16 protein-coding genes and 1 other RNA gene are annotated in these 18,788 nt (G+C 43.9%); 8 read left to right on the top strand and 9 right to left on the bottom strand.

Going from position 1 to position 18,788, the window contains the following annotated elements:
- Positions 1-14: 14 nt before the first annotated feature.
- Positions 15-1,262, top strand: a complete 1,248-nt coding sequence (locus tag ICE88_RS01995) for an aminoacetone oxidase family FAD-binding enzyme (RefSeq protein WP_216248849.1) — start codon at positions 15-17, stop codon at positions 1,260-1,262.
- On the opposite strand, the gene ICE88_RS01990 is transcribed toward ICE88_RS01995, so the two are convergent.
- Together ICE88_RS01990 and ICE88_RS01985 are read right to left on the bottom strand one after the other, a co-directional pair.
- Positions 1,248-2,660 (bottom strand): MBL fold metallo-hydrolase RNA specificity domain-containing protein, encoded by a 1,413-nt coding sequence (locus ICE88_RS01990; RefSeq protein ID WP_216248847.1) that lies wholly within the window; start codon positions 2,658-2,660, stop codon positions 1,248-1,250. The two genes, ICE88_RS01995 and ICE88_RS01990, sit on opposite strands and share 15 nt — an antisense overlap.
- A 31-nt stretch (positions 2,661-2,691) precedes the next feature.
- Positions 2,692-3,243 (bottom strand): TIGR00730 family Rossman fold protein, encoded by a 552-nt coding sequence (locus ICE88_RS01985; RefSeq protein WP_216248845.1) that lies wholly within the window; start codon positions 3,241-3,243, stop codon positions 2,692-2,694.
- A gap of 104 nt (positions 3,244-3,347) precedes the next feature.
- Here ICE88_RS01985 and crcB point away from each other — a divergent pair, with 104 nt between their 5' ends.
- The gene (gene crcB / locus ICE88_RS01980) at positions 3,348-3,725 is read left to right on the top strand and encodes a fluoride efflux transporter CrcB (protein ID WP_216248844.1); all 378 of its coding nucleotides are present in this window, start codon (positions 3,348-3,350) and stop codon (positions 3,723-3,725) included.
- Between the two features lie 30 nt (positions 3,726-3,755).
- Positions 3,756-4,055 carry an antibiotic biosynthesis monooxygenase gene (locus ICE88_RS01975; protein ID WP_216248841.1) on the top strand — a complete coding sequence of 100 codons (300 nt, stop codon included), beginning with the start codon at positions 3,756-3,758 and terminating at the stop codon, positions 4,053-4,055.
- A 17-nt stretch (positions 4,056-4,072) separates the two neighbouring features.
- Here ICE88_RS01975 and ICE88_RS01970 read toward each other — a convergent pair whose 3' ends face one another.
- From ICE88_RS01970 to ICE88_RS01955, 4 genes are all read right to left on the bottom strand, one after another.
- A complete protein-coding gene (locus ICE88_RS01970) occupies positions 4,073-4,954 on the bottom strand; it encodes a transglutaminase family protein (RefSeq protein ID WP_216248839.1) in 882 nt (293 codons plus the stop codon).
- 105 nt (positions 4,955-5,059) lie between these two features.
- A complete protein-coding gene (locus tag ICE88_RS01965) occupies positions 5,060-6,361 on the bottom strand; it encodes a U32 family peptidase (RefSeq protein WP_216248837.1) in 1,302 nt (433 codons plus the stop codon).
- 164 nt (positions 6,362-6,525) lie between these two features.
- Complete coding sequence (locus ICE88_RS01960; protein WP_216248835.1) at positions 6,526-7,260, bottom strand: pseudouridine synthase; 735 nt, start codon at positions 7,258-7,260, stop codon at positions 6,526-6,528.
- 60 nt (positions 7,261-7,320) lie between these two features.
- Entirely contained in the window at positions 7,321-9,099 is a 1,779-nt protein-coding gene (locus tag ICE88_RS01955; RefSeq protein WP_216248833.1) for a cation:proton antiporter, read from the bottom strand.
- A gap of 41 nt (positions 9,100-9,140) precedes the next feature.
- Here ICE88_RS01955 and ICE88_RS01950 point away from each other — a divergent pair, with 41 nt between their 5' ends.
- Positions 9,141-11,075, top strand: a complete 1,935-nt coding sequence (locus tag ICE88_RS01950) for an ATP-binding cassette domain-containing protein (RefSeq protein WP_216248831.1) — start codon at positions 9,141-9,143, stop codon at positions 11,073-11,075.
- An 11-nt stretch (positions 11,076-11,086) separates the two neighbouring features.
- Here the strand turns inward: ICE88_RS01950 and ICE88_RS01945 are convergent, their stop codons facing one another.
- Entirely contained in the window at positions 11,087-12,538 is a 1,452-nt protein-coding gene (locus ICE88_RS01945; protein ID WP_216248829.1) for a ferric reductase-like transmembrane domain-containing protein, read from the bottom strand.
- A 102-nt stretch (positions 12,539-12,640) separates the two neighbouring features.
- Here ICE88_RS01945 and ICE88_RS01940 point away from each other — a divergent pair, with 102 nt between their 5' ends.
- From ICE88_RS01940 to ICE88_RS01925, 4 genes are all read left to right on the top strand, one after another.
- Positions 12,641-13,609 carry an SLAC1 anion channel family protein gene (locus ICE88_RS01940; RefSeq protein ID WP_216248827.1) on the top strand — a complete coding sequence of 323 codons (969 nt, stop codon included), beginning with the start codon at positions 12,641-12,643 and terminating at the stop codon, positions 13,607-13,609.
- A 43-nt stretch (positions 13,610-13,652) separates the two neighbouring features.
- Positions 13,653-14,732 (top strand): ChuX/HutX family heme-like substrate-binding protein, encoded by a 1,080-nt coding sequence (locus ICE88_RS01935; RefSeq protein WP_370624415.1) that lies wholly within the window; start codon positions 13,653-13,655, stop codon positions 14,730-14,732.
- 54 nt (positions 14,733-14,786) lie between these two features.
- Positions 14,787-15,145, top strand: a transfer-messenger RNA (tmRNA) gene (gene ssrA / locus ICE88_RS01930).
- Positions 15,146-15,222: 77 nt separating this feature from the next.
- On the top strand, positions 15,223-16,410 hold the full coding sequence (locus tag ICE88_RS01925) for a hypothetical protein (protein ID WP_216248823.1): 1,188 nt from the start codon (positions 15,223-15,225) through the stop codon (positions 16,408-16,410).
- A 37-nt stretch (positions 16,411-16,447) separates the two neighbouring features.
- Here ICE88_RS01925 and ICE88_RS01920 read toward each other — a convergent pair whose 3' ends face one another.
- Together ICE88_RS01920 and mnmH are read right to left on the bottom strand one after the other, a co-directional pair.
- Positions 16,448-17,662 (bottom strand): class I SAM-dependent methyltransferase, encoded by a 1,215-nt coding sequence (locus ICE88_RS01920; protein ID WP_216248821.1) that lies wholly within the window; start codon positions 17,660-17,662, stop codon positions 16,448-16,450.
- Positions 17,655-18,713, bottom strand: coding sequence for a tRNA 2-selenouridine(34) synthase MnmH (gene mnmH, locus ICE88_RS01915; RefSeq protein WP_216248819.1), 1,059 nt, complete (start codon positions 18,711-18,713; stop codon positions 17,655-17,657). Before mnmH ends, ICE88_RS01920 begins: the two co-directional genes overlap by 8 nt.
- Positions 18,714-18,788: the final 75 nt, after the last annotated feature.

Genomic DNA, 18,788 nt, shown 5'->3' with positions numbered 1-18,788 from the left:
ACAGAAAGAAATGAATGTCAGTCGAGCAAGCGAATAATTGGGATGCCATTGTTATTGGTGGTGGTGCGGCTGGTTTATTTTGTGCAGGCGTGGCTGGTCAATTAGGGCAGAAAGTCTTGGTTTTAGATCATGCTGAAGTTTTGGGTGAAAAAATCAGGATCAGTGGTGGTGGTAGATGTAATTTCACGAACATGAATAGCTCGCCAGCCAACTTTCTTTCAATGAATCCTAATTTTGTCAAAAGTGCTTTATCCAGATATAAATCAAGTGACTTCATAGAGCTGGTCAAAAGTTACAACATTCCCTTTCATGAAAAGCACAAAGGGCAATTGTTTTGCGATGTATCTGCTAAACAAATCATCGACCTTTTGTTTGAAGAGTGCAAAAAGGGTGGTGTGATCATTAAAAACCCAGTGACGGTGACTGGCATTAAAAAGATCACCCAAGAAGAAGGTGCGTCTCAAGAAAGCTATCCATGGTCAGTCGAGACCTCTGCTGGGACTGAGAAAGCCAAAGCTATTGTGATGGCCACCGGTGGACTTCCTGTACCAGCCATTGGTGCTACCGACTATGCCCTTGATGTGGCAAAGCAATTCAACATGCCTGTGGTCAATGTCAGACCTGCTTTGGTTCCTTTGTCTTTCACTTCTGATGAGTTTGCTAATTTAAGTGAGTTATCAGGCTTGAGCGTTCCTGTGAAGGTGAAATCTGGAACAAAGTCTCAACGTTATGGAGCGTGCCAATTTGATGAAGACTTGTTGCTCACGCACAAAGGCCTGTCTGGCCCTGCAATCCTTCAAGGCAGTAGTTATTGGCATGAGGGAGAAGCCATTCATATCAACTGGTTCAATGATGTTGATATTGACGAGCTGTTTGACGATGATGCCAACCGTTTGAAACTCACTGAAAATATTTTGGGTGCTGTATTGCCACAACGCTTGGCCAAAGCATTTGCCGAACAAAAGAATTTAATGGGGCGCAAGTGGGCTGAAGTTGGTAAGAAAGACCGTCAAGCCTTGAAAGATCTGTTGACTAACTGGGCGGTTAAGCCTGCTGGCACCTTGGGCTGGAAAAAAGCCGAAGTGATGTTGGGTGGTGTTGATACAAAAGCCTTAGATGGGCAAACCATGATGTCCAAAGACAATCCTGGTTTGTACTTCATTGGCGAGTGTGTGGATGTGACCGGTCATTTGGGCGGACACAACTTTCAATGGGCTTGGGCCAGTGGCTTTGTCTGCGCACATTCACTAGCAAGGAAATAGATCACCTTTTTGGGGAATGATCACATTTTCCCAATGTAATTCTTGCTTGATCACTGCTGCAAAATTTGAGCTTGCATGCGATTCACCATGAATCACAAACACTTTACCTGGAGCAGATTTAAATCCCTTGAGCCATCTCAATAAGCCTGCCTGATCAGCGTGAGCTGATAAACCGCCGATGGTGTGCACAGAAGCTTTAACAAATAGCTCTTTGCCAAGCACTTTCACTGGATTGACCTTGTCGACCAAGCGTCTACCCAAGGTGCCCATCGCCTGAAAGCCTGTGATGATGATGGCATTTTGACTGTATGGCAAATTCCAATTCAAGTGGTGAACTACTCTGCCAGCTTCGCACATGCCGCTTGCAGAAATAATGATGGCGCCACCCTTGATTCGATTCAAGGCTTTTGATTCTTCTACGTCTGCCACAAACTTAAGATCGACGACTTGATGATTTTCAGCAAACCATTCCAAAGTATCTTGAGCCTGCTCATCCAGTTCATCAAAATACTTTTCGGTCAAATGGGTGGCTGCCGTGGCCATTGGAGAGTCTAGCCAAATGTTGAGGTGAGGCAAGCGCTTTTGACGAACGAGTTCAATCAACATCAACAGTATTTCTTGGGCACGACCCACGGCAAATGCTGGCATCACAATATTGCCACCATGCTTCATGGTTTCTGAGATAACTGATACCAACTCATCTTTGGTGTCATCGAGGGTGCGGTGCAATCGGTCGCCATAGGTTGATTCAACCAATAAGATATCGGCGGATTCTATTAAATCAGGATCTGGCATCAAGGGTTGTCCATACATGCCCAAATCGCCTGAAGCCACAATGCGCTTCTTATTATCTTCTTGTTCAACATCAATCACTGCGATGGCTGAACCCAAAATATGGCCTGCATTTCTGAAGTGAGCTTCAATGCCATTGATTGGCTCGAATACTTGCCCATAGTCGAAGGCTTTGAGTTGAGAGAGACACTCGGTGGCTTGCTTCACGCTATACAAAACCTGTGGCAAATCTCCATGCCATTTACCTAATTTTTGTTTTCTTTCGGCTCGTGAAAAATCACTTTCTTGAATATGAGCGCTATCGAGCAGAAGAATATTTAATAAGGCTTTGGTGGCTTTGGTGCAATAAATCGTGCCCTTGAATCCTTGTGCACTTAGACGGGGCAGTAGACCGCTGTGATCAATGTGTGCGTGAGTCAAAATCACGAAGTCTAGATCTGCAGGGTTAAAAGGTAGTTCCTCTAGGTTCTTTTCATCTGCGTCTCTGCCACCTTGAAACATCCCGTAATCAATCATGAAGCAAAACTTTTTGCCCTTGATCTCACCCTCTAAATAATGACGAGATCCTGTGACTTCTCCGGCTGCTCCAAAAAACTTGATATGCATTAATTGTCCTATGGCCTTTTGGCTTAATTACTCAGTTGCCCAATGATTTCTTGAGTGCAGACACAATCGCATCAACGTCATTGATGACTTCAGCACCTTTGAGATGATCACCATTTAAAAACCCATGTTCGTCTGCCTGCCTTAAGAAAGACAATAACTGATCGTAATAGTTGCCCCAATTGGCAATGATGATTGGTTTATTGTGGGCTCCAACTTGTAGACCAGTCCAAACTTCGAATAACTCATCAAGAGTGCCAAAGCCGCCGGGCAAAATTAAAAAAGCATCTGATTTCTCTATCATCAAACGTTTTCTTTCGATGATGTCATCGACCACATGCAATTCAGTCAGTTGTTGTTGAATCGGTTCGCGGGAGGTCAAGCCTTTTGGGATGATGCCAATCACTGACCCATTGGCTTCAATCGCGGCTTTGGCAACTGCGCCCATCAGACCTAAACGACCACCGCCAAAGACTATGCCAAATCCTGCATAACTGAGTTCTCTGCCGACTTCTGCAGTTTTAGCAATCATGTCTAAATTATTGCCGTCGCGTGAGCCGCAAAATACACAAATGTTTTTCTTCATGCCTCAAGGATAATCTACTTCGAACACCATTTTGAGTATAGGGGTGTCTCAGAGTAAGATTTAGGTATTGAGGGAATCAGCCCACAAGTATTCAAAGGTAATCAATGCTTTCATCCATATTGGCCATCGGCGCAGGAGCTTCATTGGGAGCAGTCTTGCGCTGGCTATTGAGTTTGGGCTTGAATGCTGTTTGGGCAACCATGCCCTTGGGTACTTTGGCTGCTAATTTGATAGGTGCCTATCTTGTTGGTTTCTTGATGAGTCTCTTAGAGGCTCATGCAGGAATGTCGGCAGAATGGAAACTGTTTCTGATCACAGGTTTTCTGGGTGGTTTGACCACCTTCTCAACCTTCAGTGCGGAAGTTGTGGCTATTTTGCAATCAGGCGCCTATGTTCGTGCATTTGCAACTGTTTCTCTTCATCTCCTTGGCTCGTTAGCTTTGACCATTTTGGGCATCGCTAGCTACCAATGGTTGAAATAATTATTTTTATAAAACTCTAAGGACAAAAGCATGATTTTAGAAATTGTTGATATCAGTATCGATCCAGCCAAAAAAGCTGATTTTGAAAAGGCAGTTGCAGCAGGAGTGGCTGAAGCAATTGCTCCAGCCAAAGGATTTTGTGGATACAAATTAAATGCTGGTATTGAAAAGCCAGGCCGCTATATTTTGATGATCTACTGGACCACTCTTGAAAATCACACAGTTGACTTCAGAGAGTCAGAAGCTTTCACGCGTTGGAGAGGTCACGTGGGACCATTCTTCTTGAGCCCGCCAAACGTTGAGCATTTCACTTTGGCACACAAGTCTTAAGTAATTAATATTAAGACTTAAGGTTTGTGCATGAGAGTTGTGATTTTGTGTGTCATCTGAACGTCACACACATCCAACTCTCCATAAATCGGCATCGCATTACTAGGATCTGGGGCTGCTGCTAAGGGAATGTGTCCCTCAGTTGCTAGCAAACCTGAAGTTGGATCGATGCCCACCCAGCCAGCTCCGGGAATAAAAACTTCGCACCAAGCATGAAGCTCAGCCACGTTTTCTTGGCTTTCGGCAGGACTGTTTAAATTATGCCAATCTGCCGTAGCTTCAATTAAATAGCCTGAAACAAATCGTGCGGCAATGCCCATGTGGCGACATAACTGCACCAATAACCAGCTTGAGTCTCTGCAAGATCCGGAATTTAATCGAAGTGTCTCTTCGGTCGACTGAACGCCAGGTTCGTGTCTGACCATGTAGCGCACTTTATTGAAAACGAGTTGATTGAGGTAAACAATGTATTCAATGGTGCGTCTTTTCTCTTGCGGTACAGTTTTGATGAATGCTTGAAACAATGGCCCACATACTTCAGTTTCTAAGTATGGCGACAATCCTGCAATCAGATTTGGCTCATATTTGAATGGGTGGTGCTCAGCTGATGGCTCAACAAAAAAGTCAAATGGGTTGATTGTTTGTAAGTCTGCCGTTAACTCAACATTGATTTCAAATGAATTGGTTTTTTCGGTAAACACCAATCTGGCCACGTGATTGGAAAAGGGATCTTGCTGCCAGTTAATGAAGTAAGTTGATGGCTTGATATTTAATTGATAAGAGCTGATTGGTGTTCTGCAGTGTGGGGCAGGCCGCAGTTTGATCAATTGCGGTCCCAATTGAACTACTTGGCTGTATTGATAATGGGTGACGTGCTTTAGAGATACTTTCATGTTCATTCAATTATCAATGCAAGTCTTATGCCAAAGTCAGTCAGTTAATAAAAAAGGGCTTAAAAGAGTTAAGCCCTTTTAAACCCTATCAGAATACCAGTCAATTGATGATCAGGCTTCCATGATTGGGATTTGCTCAATCTTGGAGGCATTTTCTTGCTCAACATAACGTGCAATGAATGCACCATTGCTGTTCATTGGAAGTTTTGCCCAGACTGTATAGCCCGCACCTGGCACTACGCGCATCGGCTCACCTTTTTGACTGAAAATTTCTTCAATCACGAAATCAGTGTTACCACTTGGCTGAATGATTTCTAATTTATCGCCAACAGAGAAGCGGTTCTTAACTTCAATCTTGACCAATTGTTTCTCGTTATCAACATCAATCACGTTACCAACATAAAGGCTGCGACCTGAGAGTGAGAAACCGCGCAAGTAATTTTGCTGATCTTTGTCTGGATGACGAACATAGAAACCATCGGTGTAGCCACGATTCGCCAAACCTTCTAGGTGACCCATCAATACTGGATTGAATGGACGGCCAGCCACAGCATCGTCAATCGCAGAGCGATAGGCTTGAGCTGTTCTTGCCACGTAGTAAGGGGATTTGGTTCTGCCTTCAATCTTGAAGGAGTCAATGCCCATTTCTGTGAGGCGTTGAACGTGTTCAATCGCGCGCAAATCTTTTGAGTTCAAAATGTATGTGCCGTGCATGTCTTCTTCGATCGGCATCCATTCGCCAGGGCGATTACCTTCTTCTAGAAGATAGATGTCACCAGTAGCATCTTCATCAGCTCTGGCAACTTTGTAATCCCAGCGGCATGAATTGGTGCATGTGCCTTGGTTAGGGTCGCGATGGTTGAAGTAACCAGACAATAAGCAACGGCCCGAGTAAGCAATACACAAAGCACCGTGAATGAATACTTCGACTTCCATTTCTGGGCAGTCTTGACGAACTGCTTCGATTTCATCAAGAGATAGTTCTCTTGAAAGGATTACTCGGCTAACGCCCACTGAACGCCAAAACTTTGCAGCATGACCATTCACTGTGTTCGCTTGTACTGATAAATGAATCGGCATGTCTGGCCAATTTTCACGAACCAACATGATCAAACCAGGATCTGACATGATCAATGCATCTGGTTTAAGAGCAATCACAGGCTCCATGTCTTTGACATAGGTGCGTGTTTTTGCGCCATGAGGAAAAATGTTTGAAACCAGGTAAAAGTTCTTACCTTGAGCATGAGCTGTTTCAATGCCTTCGCGCAAAACTTCAATGTTGCCAAAGTCATTATTGCGAACACGCAATGAGTATCTTGGCTGACCAGCATAAACGGCCGTCGCACCAAAGTCGAAGGCGGTGTTGAGCATGGTCAGGCTACCAGCAGGGGCTAAAAGTTCAGGTGTTTTCATAGCCCGTATTTTAGGTGTTTTCAGGGCTTTTTGCCCGTTAAGCCTATCTTTTGGCTAGGGGTATTTCAGATTGTGAGCAAAAAAAGCTCTTAATTTAGAGAAATGTCCTTAAAACAGAAGGACGCAAATGAAATTGATTGCTTTGTGAGCTCTCTAGAAGCGCTCTAGAAACGCTCATTCGGACCCAAATGGCGCCACTGACCAACCGGAAGATTGCCAAGAGGGATTTGTCCAATACGAATACGTTTTAAACCAATCACTTTTAAGCCAACCAATTCGCACATGCGGCGAATTTGACGTTTCTTACCTTCACGCAAAACAAAGCGCAATTGGTCGGTATTCTGCCAACTCACTTTGGCAGGTTTGAGAGCCTCATCATCCAGCTTTAAACCATGATTGAGTAGTCTTAAACCTTCTGCAGTCAAAGTGCCTTCGACTCGCACCAAATATTCTTTTTCAATTGGACTGTTTTCACCAATCAATAGTTTGGCAATGCGACCATCTTGAGTCAAAACAAGTAAGCCGCTTGAGTCGATGTCCAAACGACCAGCAGGTGCTAGACCGCGGGTGTTGAATTTGCCTGGAAGATTGGCTGACAACTGGTGCACGAATTGATTTTCTGGCGTGATCAGAGAGGCAGCAGGTTTGTACTCTCTGTCTTCATCGAAGTGAGAGATATACCCAACTGGTTTATTGAGAATGATTGTGTAGCGACGAGCTTGTTGTGCAATCGCCGCTTTCTTTAATTCAATTTTTTGATTTGGGAAAGCTCTTGCGCCTAACTCATTGACAACTTCGCCATCCACCAATACCAAGCCCTGCTCGATATAGTTATCAGCTTCGCGCCTTGAGCAAATTCCTTGCTCAGACATTAGTTTTGATATGCGTACTTTTTCCACGAGGGTAATTATCGCTTACTTAGCAGGACCAAGCCAAAATAATCGATGTCCTGCTGATCATCAAGGTTGGGGAGTTTGACTATTTTCTTTGAACGATTCTGTCAAAGCTATCTGAAGTTTGGTGTGAATCTTCATCAATTGTTTGCGCAATAGATAAATGACGGTACCCATCAATATCGCCAAAACAAAAAGCATGCCCACCGGAGGGAGGATGCTGGAGCTTAATGCCGAAACCAAGACCATCAACGAAACAATCGCCAAAACAGGCATCAGTTGAGTGAACAGCATTTGTGTTGCAGCAGTGTCTTCTGAAGAATGCTGACTGGAGTGAAGTCGAGCATCCGCCAGCAACATTCCAAGAGCCTCTAATTTTTTGTAAATAGCGAATAAAAATGGTGCTGATAGCAATAGGCTTGTGGCCCACATGAATGCTTGTTGATAAATTTCAGTGAACCAAACCAAGTGACCTGTGTCGACATAGCCATTGATGAAGGTGAACACTTTGGTGGCGGACAGGAAAAGGGTGATGACCACGCAAGCATTCACAAAAACGTGGAATGTGATTCTTCTAACAAAAGGTCTGATATCTGAACGCATTTGATCATCAGAGCGAATTTGGCCAAGCCATTCTGAATATTGCACGAAGACATTTTTAATCGGATTTGGAATGCGCTTACCCATCCAATCACTCATTGGATCAGACCCTTTGATCAAATAGGGCGTGAAAAGGGTTGTGATGGTTGAGACTGCTACCACAATGGGGTATAAGAAGTCGCTGGTCACGTTCAGCGTTAAGCCAAGCGATGCGATGATGAATGAGAATTCACCGATTTGCGCTTTACCCATACCAACACGCATCGATGTTCTGCCATCATGGCCGGTGATAAATGTACCCATGCTGCAAGAAACAACTTTGATGGCTATCACGGTGAAGCTGATGAGTGCAATTGGAATAGCGTACTTCCAGATGACACCAGGATCTAGTAGAAGACCAATGGTCACAAAGAAGATTGCAATGAACATGTCTTTGACAGGTTCAATTAATTTCTCAATCGAGTGGATGTGACGAGATTCAGCCATGATGGCGCCAATCAAAAACGCACCCAAAGCAACGCTGTACTCCATCTTGATCACTAAGAGGCAAAAACCAAAGCAAAGGCCCAGTACTGTGACCAACAGCATTTCTTTGCGATGAAACTTTGCCACCACATTCAAAAGTCGTGGAATCAATAATATGCCAGCAGCTAAAGAAATGGTCATGAATAAAATCAACTCGCCAATCGTCATGGCTGCATCAACCGCGGCTAATTGACCGGTTGTGGCGATACCCGTGAGCATCACAATCAAACTGATGGCAAGAATATCTTCAACAATCAAAATGCCATAAATGAGGTGGGCAAACTTTTCTTTTTTTAAGCCAAGCTCTTCGAGAGCTTTGACAGTGATGGTGGTTGAGGAGATGGCCATCATCGCGCCCAAGAAAATAGAATCCATTGGCGACCAGCTAAAGAAGCGGCCAATTTCATAGCCAACCCAAATCAATAAAACAATTTGGGTGATGGCTGCAACAAATGCTGTTGCACCCACTTTAGCGAGCTTTCTTAAGCTAAATTCAAGGCCTAAGCCAAACATCAAGAAGACAACCCCGAGTTCTCCAAGGGTTTTAATGGTCTTTTCGTCAGAAATAAATGGAACAGCGGTGGTATATGGCCCGATAATGAGGCCCGCAATGATGTAACCCAAAACAACCGGTTGTTTTAGGTAATGGAAGATCACCGTGACTACGCCGGCAGTCAGCATGATGACTGCCAAGTCCTTGATGAAATCAACTCCATGCATATGATTGGTCTCTTCTTAAATTTAACCGCGATAATGTGATTATGGCTTTAATTGTTTTAAATGACGCAAAACTGGCTTTTGGCCACGTAGACTTGCTAGCAGGCACCCAATTTTCACTCGAATCCAGTGAGCGGATTGGCTTGATTGGCCGAAACGGCACCGGTAAGTCATCCTTGCTCAAGATTTTAGCGGGTTTAGAAAAACTCGATGACGGAAGCCTTCAGTACCAGCAGGGTTTGCGGATGGCCTATGTTGCCCAAGAACCAATCTTTGATCCGGTTGAAACAGTTTTTCACGCAGTTTCTCAAGGTGTGGCTGAGGTCAAAGCGCTCAGAGAAGAATATGAAGAGCTCAGCGTGGCTGAGTGGAACGATGATTCTCATCATCGTTTAGATGAAATCCAATCTCAATTAGAGTCAATGAGCGGTTGGAACTGGGAGCAGCGCGTTCATGAAACTTTGGATCGTTTGCATTTGGATCCAGACATTGCAATCGGTTCTTTATCGGGTGGTAATCGCAAGCGCGTGGCTTTGGCCCAAGCGTTGGTGGCAGTGCCTGATGTTCTCTTCTTAGATGAACCTACCAACCACCTGGACCTAGATTCAATCACTTGGTTAGAGGAGTTATTAAAAGCATTCAAAGGCTCTGTGGTTTTAATCACCCATGATCGTGCTTTCTTGGATGCTGTGAGTACTCAGATTGTTGAGCTCGATCGCGGTATCTTGAGAAGCTACCCAGGTAACTTCACAGCGTATGAAGCTTTAAAAGAACAAGAAATAGCTTCTGAAGCTATGGCCAATGCCCGGGCTGACAAACTATTGGCACAAGAAGAGGTTTGGATCCGTAAAGGGGTTGAAGCTCGCAGAACCCGAAGTGTTGGTCGTATTGCGCGTCTTGAAAAACTCAGAGAAATAAGAGCTGCGCGCAGAGATGCCATGGGGCAGATCAAGTTATCAGTTGCTTCAGGCAATCGCAGTGGAAAGATCGTGGCTGATTTAGAAAACGTCAGCAAATCTTATGGTCGACCGATTGTTAAAGATTTCACCGCCACCATTTTGCGCGGCGATAAGGTTGGCTTGTTGGGGCCTAATGGAGCTGGCAAAACAACATTGCTTAAGTTGATTCTTGGATCTATTCAGCCTGACAGTGGTACTGCCACCATGGGTTCTCAAATAGACGTGGCTTATTTTGACCAGATGCGCGAAGGCCTTGATCTGAATGCAACGCTAGAGGATTACATCAGTCCTGGTAGTGAATGGATCGAAATTAATGGCGCGCGCAAGCACGTCAAAAGTTATCTGAATGATTTTTTATTCTCTCCAGAGAGAGCAAATTCACCGGTGAGTACTTTATCGGGTGGCGAGCGCAATCGACTCTTGTTGGCTCGATTATTTGCCAGACCGGCCAACGTCTTGGTTCTTGATGAGCCGACCAACGATTTGGATATAGATACCCTGGAACTGTTAGAGCAACTGCTACAAGATTACAAAGGCACTGTTTTCTTGGTCAGTCACGACAGAGCTTTTCTAGATAACGTGGTCACCTCAATCATTGCTTATGAAGGTGATGGCTTCTGGCGTGAATATGAAGGTGGCTATGAGGATTGGAAGATCCAGAAAAAGAGATCAGAAGAGTACCGAAGCAATCAAGCTGGAAGTACTGAGCCTGCTAAGTCAAAGTCTTCAGTATCAGAGCCTGTTAAAGCCTCAGCAAGCAAGGAAGCCCCTAAGCCTCAAAAGTCAGCGGTGCAAAAGTTAAATGGCAAGGAACGTGCCGAGCTTGAGGCTATTCCTTTGCAAATTGATGAGCTTGAAAAAGAGCAGGCAAGTATCAGTGAGAGCTTGGGCGATCCAGAGATTTATAAAAACAGACCGGCTGATGTGATCACTTTACAAGAAAATCTCAAAATCATTGAGGCAAAGTTAAGTACATTGATGACGCGCTGGGAAGATCTCTTGCAACGCTCAAGTTCTTAATGATTCAAGTATCAGTGAAGTGCTGCATAAATTGCTGCTGCAAGAAGTGTGGCGCTTCCTAAAATTGTACTGATCACACAGCGCTTGTTTTTAGGATTCCTTTTCCCAAAATCATATTGAAACTTTTCTGATGCAATGTTTGCCAAAGGAGCGCCAAATTGATCAAGGCTTGTTTCTACAGAATCAATCATCTCTGCGGGACCACAAATCAAAAATTGAGATACTTTCAGATTGATTTGATGGGAGCTCAATATTTTTTCAAGTGTTGTTGAATCCAGCACCCCTTTGAGACCCTGCCAATCGTTGCTTGGCTCAGACACTAATTGAACCACTTCCAGGTTCCTGAATGCTTCAAGATGAACCATGTCCTTGAGATCAATGACTTGCTCTGCGACTCGATTACCGTATATCAATAAGATTTTCTTAGCTAATATTTTGGCGTCTTGATCGCGTTCCATTTGTCGCAAGATACTGACCATTGGGGCTATACCTACGCCACCTGCAATCATGACCAATTGATTGTGCTCAGCTGAAAAGGCTTCAGTGCCAAAATTACCATATGGCCCATCCATGAAGACCTTCTGTCCAACTTGAAGTTGACTGATTTGATGGGTGAAGCCCCCCACATCTTTGATTAGGAATCTGATGTCAGAAGAGTTTTTATTGGAGCAAGAGGCAATTGAAAAGGGGTTTTCAGAAAGAGGTGAGCTGCTGCCAATTTTTAGCCAAGCAAATTGACCTGCCTGGTAATTCATTTTTTTTGTTGCAGGTTGTTTGATCACTAACTCCCAAATGCGCATGGACACTTGCGTGATTGATATCACTTCATGAACATTTTTATTCTGTATAAGAGGTTTAACAACGTAAGTCCAAAACAAACTCAAGAAGGCAAGCCCCAGCATCAACTGCCAATAAGCCTTCATCCAAAATTCTTGAGCAAACCTGCCAGCATCAATGGTGTGAATAAAACCAACTGTCGCGATGGTGAGGGCCAAAATCATGTGACTCAATCTCCAGGCTTCGTAGCTGATTTCAGAACTTTTTCGAGTGAGTGCTAAGCCAATCAGAAAAATCAAGGCAAACAAACTCAACATGCCCGTTAAACCAGATGTGAGAGTCAGACCTATAAAGTTTTGCTGGGCTGCACCCATCATCCAGACCGGTTGACTTGGCAAGGTGTACATGAAAGGGTGAACCAATAAAAACACCAAAGCAGTTCTGGCAAATAGCTGATGCACCTGTAGGACCCAATCAATGCCCAAGATTTTAGAAAGCAACTTCACTCGACCGGATAACCAAAACTCAATGAGAACAATGTTGAAGCCAATCATCGCCAAGCTTGAAGAAAGCTCATCAAGCCATGGCCTATTGGGAAGGTTGATCCCCATGGAAATGCCCAGGGGCAGCAAAACAAGGCTCAGGTAAATCAATAAGCTGATGAAGCTCAACACATTTGTGGTCATATTCCCATTATGATTGCGTACGCAAGTTATTTCTAGCAGAAATGACAAATTTGTAGGTAATAAGAATATCAATCCATTGATTAATCAATTTAACTGGTAGCCATGAGAACATTTTTAGCCGCACCTCCTGTTTCAGCCTTTGCGATGGTCATGGGTTTATCTGGCTTATCTTTGACTTGGTCAAAGTTTTCTCAGGTGGTTCAAGTTGAATTTGCCCAACATGTTTCACTCGCCTTTGGCTTGTTGGCGGTCGGTGTATTTGTGGTGCTTGCCCTGGGCTTGCTGCGCAAGCAATTACAAACACCTGAAAAATTGGTTGAAGAGTGGAATCATCCTGTTAAGTCTTCATTCTTTGGAGCTATTTCAGTGGGCGTTTGTTTATTAGCTGCTGTGATTGTTCCTTATTCATTTCAAATAGCTGAAATTGTTTGGCTTTTGGGAGCGGGCTTACATTTAATTGCTTTATTGGCTGTTGTGAACGCCTGGGTTCATCGTGAAAGTTTGCAAGCGGCCCATGCTTGTCCGGTTTGGTTCATTCCAGCGGTAGGTAATGTGGTCATTCCTTTGGCTGGCGTGAAATTAGGTTATTTTGAAATCTCATGGTTCTTCTTTGGTGTTGGCCTGATTTTTTGGGTTGTGCTTTTATCTTTGGTAATGCACCGCTTGATGTTTGTTCAACCAGCTTTGCCTGATCGACTCAAGCCCACCATGGCGATATTTTTAGCTCCGCCAACAGTGGCTTTCTCATCATGGCTCTTGTTGACTCAAAGAACAGTAGAGCAGGGTCTTGATCCTTTTGCGCATATTTTGATTGCGATTGGATTCTTCTTTGCCTTCTTTTTGATCACGCAATTTAAAAAGTTTGCGCAACTGCCTTTCTTTATGTCATGGTGGGCTTATTCATTTCCATCAGCATCGTTCACCGTGGCTGCATTTAACTATGCTTTATTTGTACCAGCCGCCATATATGTTGCATATATCGCTCTGATTTTTACAACAATTTTGATTGTGGGCTTATTTATCAGAACTTTGATGGCCATCCACATGAAAGACCCTCATTGGGTTGATTGATCATTTACCCCATTCTTATTGTTGAGAATGATTCTCATGTAAGATGGTGTTTGTAGTTCACTCATTTCGCACAAGCCAGCGGTTCTCTCCCTTTAGCAAGCCAGTGCCTATTTTTATAGGAGGGCTTATGTGCAGTACGTTTCAAGATATTCGTAAAAGCTTTGCTTCGTTAAGAGTTGAAAATAAACAACGACATCGAGAGATTGCTTCGTTTCTAAACGTCACCGAAGTTGAGTTAATAGACTCACATGTGGGCGTCACAAAATTAGAATCAATCAAGTCCTTTCCCAATCTTGCCAGGGCTATTAGATTAAAGCCATCATGGTCAAATATCATCCAAGACATTCAAGGTTTTGGTGAGGTCATGAGTCTGACAAGAAATGCTCATGCAGTTCATGAAAACTTATCGTTTTATAAACATGCATCATCCAGTGATGATGTTGGAATGCTCCTATCTGATGAATTAACAGCACGTTTGATGTATGAAAAATGGGAGTTTGGGTATCTCTTTGAAGAGTGCAAATCCCATGTTTTACAACGCAGCATTCAGTTCTTTGATGAGTTTGGAGTGCCAGTTCATAAGATCTTTCTCTTACCGCACAGTCATCACTGGTACTTTGATGAGCTTGCTAAAAGATGGGCAGATTCAAATCAGGAGCCAGGGATTCTGGTTCAAGAAAAATTAGAACCTGATCAACAAACCAACACGGGTGCTTTGACATCCATCATCAAGGAGCGACATACCGATCAAAAAGAGATCGTTGATGCTGAAGTGGCGCAATCCTTATTGCTTTCATCTAAAGAGCTCAAATTGCCTTTGATCATCACCGTTCAAAGTAATGGGGCAAAGCAATCTCACGATGGAGTGTTGGATGAAATTCGATATCACAACGATTGGTTGCATCTCACCAATCAACAATTCAATTGTCATTTGCAATTGAACCGGATGCCTAAAATTTGTATCAACCATCAAGAGAGCCCATTTCTGATAGAGATGTCAGACGATGAAGATTTTCTTTTGGCATCGATTACTTTGTCTACGAAAGCCTCGCCTGGAGATACAGAAGCTTGGGAAGGGCTGCTGGAGCAGGTCAAGGGTAGAGAATTAAGTCTTTTGGAATAAATCAGCAGCTTTTGGGTAAAAGGAATAAAATAGACACACTGATATGCGTATATCGGGGCCGACATGGTTTCGACGTGGATTGCAAAGCATTGAGGGCATACCGAGGACCCGTCATCTCGTAAAACAATGGGAATGCAACAACTGCAAACGACGAACGTTTCGCACTAGCCGCTTAATTGCGGTTGCCCCTGAACTGATTCTCTCTTGGGTCAGCTAACGCAAGTTAGATCAGGGTCATTTACAAGAGATAAGGTTACATAATGTCACGATGTGTAACTCGAAAATTTAGTGAATCGCTAGTCTGTAACGTGTTGGTCCGTGACTGATTGGTTAAATTAAATGACACAACTAAGTATGTAGAACTCTATGTGGAGGATTTGCGGACGCGGGTTCGATCCCCGCCGGCTCCACCAATTAAAAAGCCTCATCTTCGGATGGGGCTTTTTTCTATTTAACGCCACCGTTGGCATCTTTAAATTAACTGTCATTGATGTCACAATCAGTTCATTGCGAGCACATTTTTATGAATTTAAGATCAATCATCTTCTCTTTATTTATTTTGACCCAAGCCACTTCCTTGGCTGCTCAGACCAATGGTGGTGTGATTTTTGAGTGTGGATCAGATAAGCTGAACCAATTAAAGGGTCAACTGAATGCCTATCAACAAGACTTAGGTATTGATACATCCGTTTATAAGGTTCATCAGGGCGAGGGTCGCCTGCGTGTGAGTCTAAAAAACCCATCAGTTTATGGAACCTTGTATTTGCGATGGGATCCTCAATACGGCATCACTGAAGAGCGCATTTCTTTACCGGGTAAAGAAGCATTGCTTGAGGTTGAAACAGTTTCCAAAAAAGAAATCCTGCTGGCTCTGATGCATGAGGGTCGAGAGACTATTTTCAAGGGGGATGCTTGTCATATTGATGCCCTCAAAGAACATATACAAATTAGACAAATGATTGTGGCTTGGTCCGAGCATCTTCATTGGAGTTTTCCTGATGGTGAGCCAGCTCAATGGAATCGACGCTATTGGGATCAAGGTAATTTAAAACCAAAAGCTTCACTAGATGAGGCCATGAGAGATTTTTTTATTAATCCTGATAAGTGTTCTTTGGGATGCTATACCGCCACGAAGATTGTGATTATTCAGGGAATCTTGGATTATTTTCGAAGAATAAAAAAAGATGATGCGATGGCCGACGCCATTATCAAAAGACTGAAATCAGACGATGATGTGTTGGTGGGCATTGAGCCTGGTGCGATGTGGTCTTTTCAAAAGCCAATCAATCTGGATGAGCAAAAGCGTTTAGGCAAGCTCTTAAAGATTCAAACTCGGGTGGCACCCATGAACTTTATCCCGGGTGATTGGGTTTACTTTGTGAATACAGATAAAGACTCTTCAGAGAAAGACGGTTATGAAGGATCTAACTCTATTTATATGGGCAGAGCTTCGTTCGATGATTTTTATAATGACAACGAGCATCATTATCTTTACAACGAAAAAATCCAGAATATCTATAACTGGCGTAATGGCGTATTCAGTCGTTCGCGTGACTATCACCGCATGCAAACACTCTCCGCAGACCAACTTCATCAGTTTGGATTGAGTCCTGAGGAAGGCGGATTCTTAATTAAGAACCGCGCCATTCCCTACTTCTTTGGATTTGAACCTTTTTAGAGATTGATGAGCGTTAAGTGCCTAAGGACCTAAGCGTCTAGACACCTAAGCGCCAAAGAGAAGTCACTTCAGCGGCTCTTGCGCGATACAAAGGATCTTGGGTATCAAGCGCTTTGATATGAGTTGGTCTGACATCATTGCGACCCAATACTTTTAATCCTGCTGCTTCAATCCATGACAGCAATTCTGCACGTGTTCTCAAGCCTAAGTGTTCTGCCAAATCTGACAAAATTAACCATCCTTCACCATCAGAAGTAAGGTGATCTTTTAGACCAGCTAAAAATCCTTTGAGCATTTGACTGTCTGGATCGTAGACGGCATATTCAATCGGTGAGCTTGGTCTTGCTGGCACCCAAGGAGGGTTACAAATAATCAAGGGAGCCTGACCTTCAGGGAAAAGATTGGTTTGTAGTAGTTTGACTTGTTTGCCAATTCCCAGACCTTCAATGTTCTCTGCCGCACATTCAATGGCGCGTTCATCTTGATCTGTTGCGATAATCTTTTGAATGCCACGTTTAGCCAAAACTGCTGCTAGAACACCTGTTCCTGTACCGATGTCAAAAGCCAATGATTGTTTAGTGACAGAAGCTGGGAAAGGAGCTTTTTCTAATAAGCCAATGTATTCATGACGAACTGGTGCAAAGACCCCGTAATGAGGGTGGATGCGCCCATCGCCTAAATCTTTGAGGGCATCGAGTGCCATGCCATTCTTGCGCCACTCCAATGAGCCAATGAAGCCCAGTAAATCTCTCAAAGACATCACGTAGGGCTCAGTAACAGCTCCGTAGACTGCCAAACAAGCTTGACTGACATCTGGTGCTCTTCTGAGTGGAATCGTGTGATCTGGGTCCACTTGTATCAACAGCATGCCGAGTGTTCGGCTTCTTTGTGATTGGGTGAGGCGATGCTTGTGAAAAATTTCTGACATCGGCACAGCAAGAGGGATAACACCTTCTTGTTTGTTCTTTGCAGACTTTAGATTACGAATGCTTTTCTTAGAAGGTTTGTCAGCACGTCGTGACATCGCTTGCAGTAATTGCTTGGCGTTTTGAAAGTCTCCTCGCCAAATGATGCCAGTCCCCTCGCAAGCAACACGGTAGGCTTCGTCAGCCGTGAGGGTGTCATCTGCAATGATCAGTTTTTTAGGCGGTGGCAAACCTTTTTCAGAGCGCCAACGGCAAGAATGTGTGGTTTCACCCTCGTCCCAACTGATGGGTGGGTGAGCGGTTTCGTGAGAGAGATTTTTATACATGATGGTGTCCCATCAATATTTGCTTGGCTAAGATATCAATTCCTTTGGCAGATAAGTCTGCGGTGTTGTAGCTTGTGGCTGTTTCGTAATTCACATAATTTGAGTTCTGTGAGCGACGGTAGAGGGCATCATAGTGCTGTTCAAGTAACTCGCTCACCAATGAAGGCCAGTGACCCTCTTGAGCGAGTAGTTTCCAGCGGGCTAAAGTTTCTTTGCTGTGCAGGTCCTTGAGGTAATCGATGGTGCTGATCAAATGTTTAGGGTCTTGAACAAAGTAATCGTAGTCTGAGATCAAGAATTCAACTCTGGCTTCAATGCTGGCCTCGATCTTGATGCAAGGACTTTTGCGCATGGTTTCTAATAAAACATCGGGCACATGAAGGCTGCCAATTTTTCGGCTTTCAGCTTCGACAAAAACAAGCTTGCTTGGGTCAAATTTTTCCAAAGCTTGAATCAGCTTGGTCTCAAACATCTTTTGACTTGGCTGAGGGATGTTGGGGATATTTCCAAGAACAGAGCCTTTATGAATCGCCAATTGCTCCAAATCTAATACTTGTGATCCCAATTGATTCAGTTTTTCTAGAACACGGCTCTTGGCACTGCCAGTCTGACCAGTGATCACCATGTAGCTGAATTGTTGAGGCAGGGTGTTGAGTTTGGTGACCACTTCTTTGCGGTAAGACTTGTACCCACCATCCAAGATTTGAGCATTCCAACCAATTTGTCGGAGGATGTGCGTCATTGAGCCGCTGCGCTTGCCGCCGCGCCAACAGTAAATCAGGGGATTCCAGTTTTTAGGCTTGTCTTTAAATTCAGTTTCAATATACGAAGCAATTTTTTTTGCAATCAATGCTGCGCCAACTTTCTTCGCTTCAAATGGTGATGCTTGTTTGTACATCGTGCCAACGACGACACGCTCCTCATCAGATAACACTGGGCAGTTGATGGCTCCAGGGATGTGATCCTCGGCATATTCCGCAGGCGTGCGCACATCGATGATTTCATCGAAGCTTGAGCGCTCAAGGATGTCGGCGGTTATGGAGGATTTCATGGGCTTACAAAGTACTTAAGGCAATTGAATGGGCTCAATTTTCCCATGGTATTGACCAACATTCTTAAATTATTG

Origin of the sequence: Polynucleobacter sp. AM-26B4 (assembly GCF_018882285.1) — a bacterium.
Classification (GTDB): Bacteria; Pseudomonadota; Gammaproteobacteria; order Burkholderiales; family Burkholderiaceae; genus Polynucleobacter.
This window is presented reverse-complemented; position numbering and strand designations above follow the sequence as displayed.

Bases quoted from the DNA above. Each gene is read 5' to 3' on its own strand.
- ICE88_RS01995 (WP_216248849.1), top strand. From the start codon at position 15: ATGTCAGTCGAGCAAGCGAATAATTGGGATGCCATTGTTATTGGTGGT.
- ICE88_RS01990 (WP_216248847.1), bottom strand. From the start codon at position 2,660: ATGCATATCAAGTTTTTTGGAGCAGCCGGAGAAGTCACAGGATCTCGT.
- ICE88_RS01985 (WP_216248845.1), bottom strand. From the start codon at position 3,243: ATGAAGAAAAACATTTGTGTATTTTGCGGCTCACGCGACGGCAATAAT.
- crcB (WP_216248844.1), top strand. From the start codon at position 3,348: ATGCTTTCATCCATATTGGCCATCGGCGCAGGAGCTTCATTGGGAGCA.
- ICE88_RS01975 (WP_216248841.1), top strand. From the start codon at position 3,756: ATGATTTTAGAAATTGTTGATATCAGTATCGATCCAGCCAAAAAAGCT.
- ICE88_RS01970 (WP_216248839.1), bottom strand. From the start codon at position 4,954: ATGAACATGAAAGTATCTCTAAAGCACGTCACCCATTATCAATACAGC.
- ICE88_RS01965 (WP_216248837.1), bottom strand. From the start codon at position 6,361: ATGAAAACACCTGAACTTTTAGCCCCTGCTGGTAGCCTGACCATGCTC.
- ICE88_RS01955 (WP_216248833.1), bottom strand. From the start codon at position 9,099: ATGCATGGAGTTGATTTCATCAAGGACTTGGCAGTCATCATGCTGACT.
- ICE88_RS01950 (WP_216248831.1), top strand. From the start codon at position 9,141: ATGGCTTTAATTGTTTTAAATGACGCAAAACTGGCTTTTGGCCACGTA.
- ICE88_RS01945 (WP_216248829.1), bottom strand. From the start codon at position 12,538: ATGACCACAAATGTGTTGAGCTTCATCAGCTTATTGATTTACCTGAGC.
- ICE88_RS01940 (WP_216248827.1), top strand. From the start codon at position 12,641: ATGAGAACATTTTTAGCCGCACCTCCTGTTTCAGCCTTTGCGATGGTC.
- ICE88_RS01935 (WP_370624415.1), top strand. From the start codon at position 13,653: ATGGTGTTTGTAGTTCACTCATTTCGCACAAGCCAGCGGTTCTCTCCC.
- ICE88_RS01925 (WP_216248823.1), top strand. From the start codon at position 15,223: ATGTCACAATCAGTTCATTGCGAGCACATTTTTATGAATTTAAGATCA.
- ICE88_RS01920 (WP_216248821.1), bottom strand. From the start codon at position 17,662: ATGTATAAAAATCTCTCTCACGAAACCGCTCACCCACCCATCAGTTGG.
- mnmH (WP_216248819.1), bottom strand. From the start codon at position 18,713: ATGAAATCCTCCATAACCGCCGACATCCTTGAGCGCTCAAGCTTCGAT.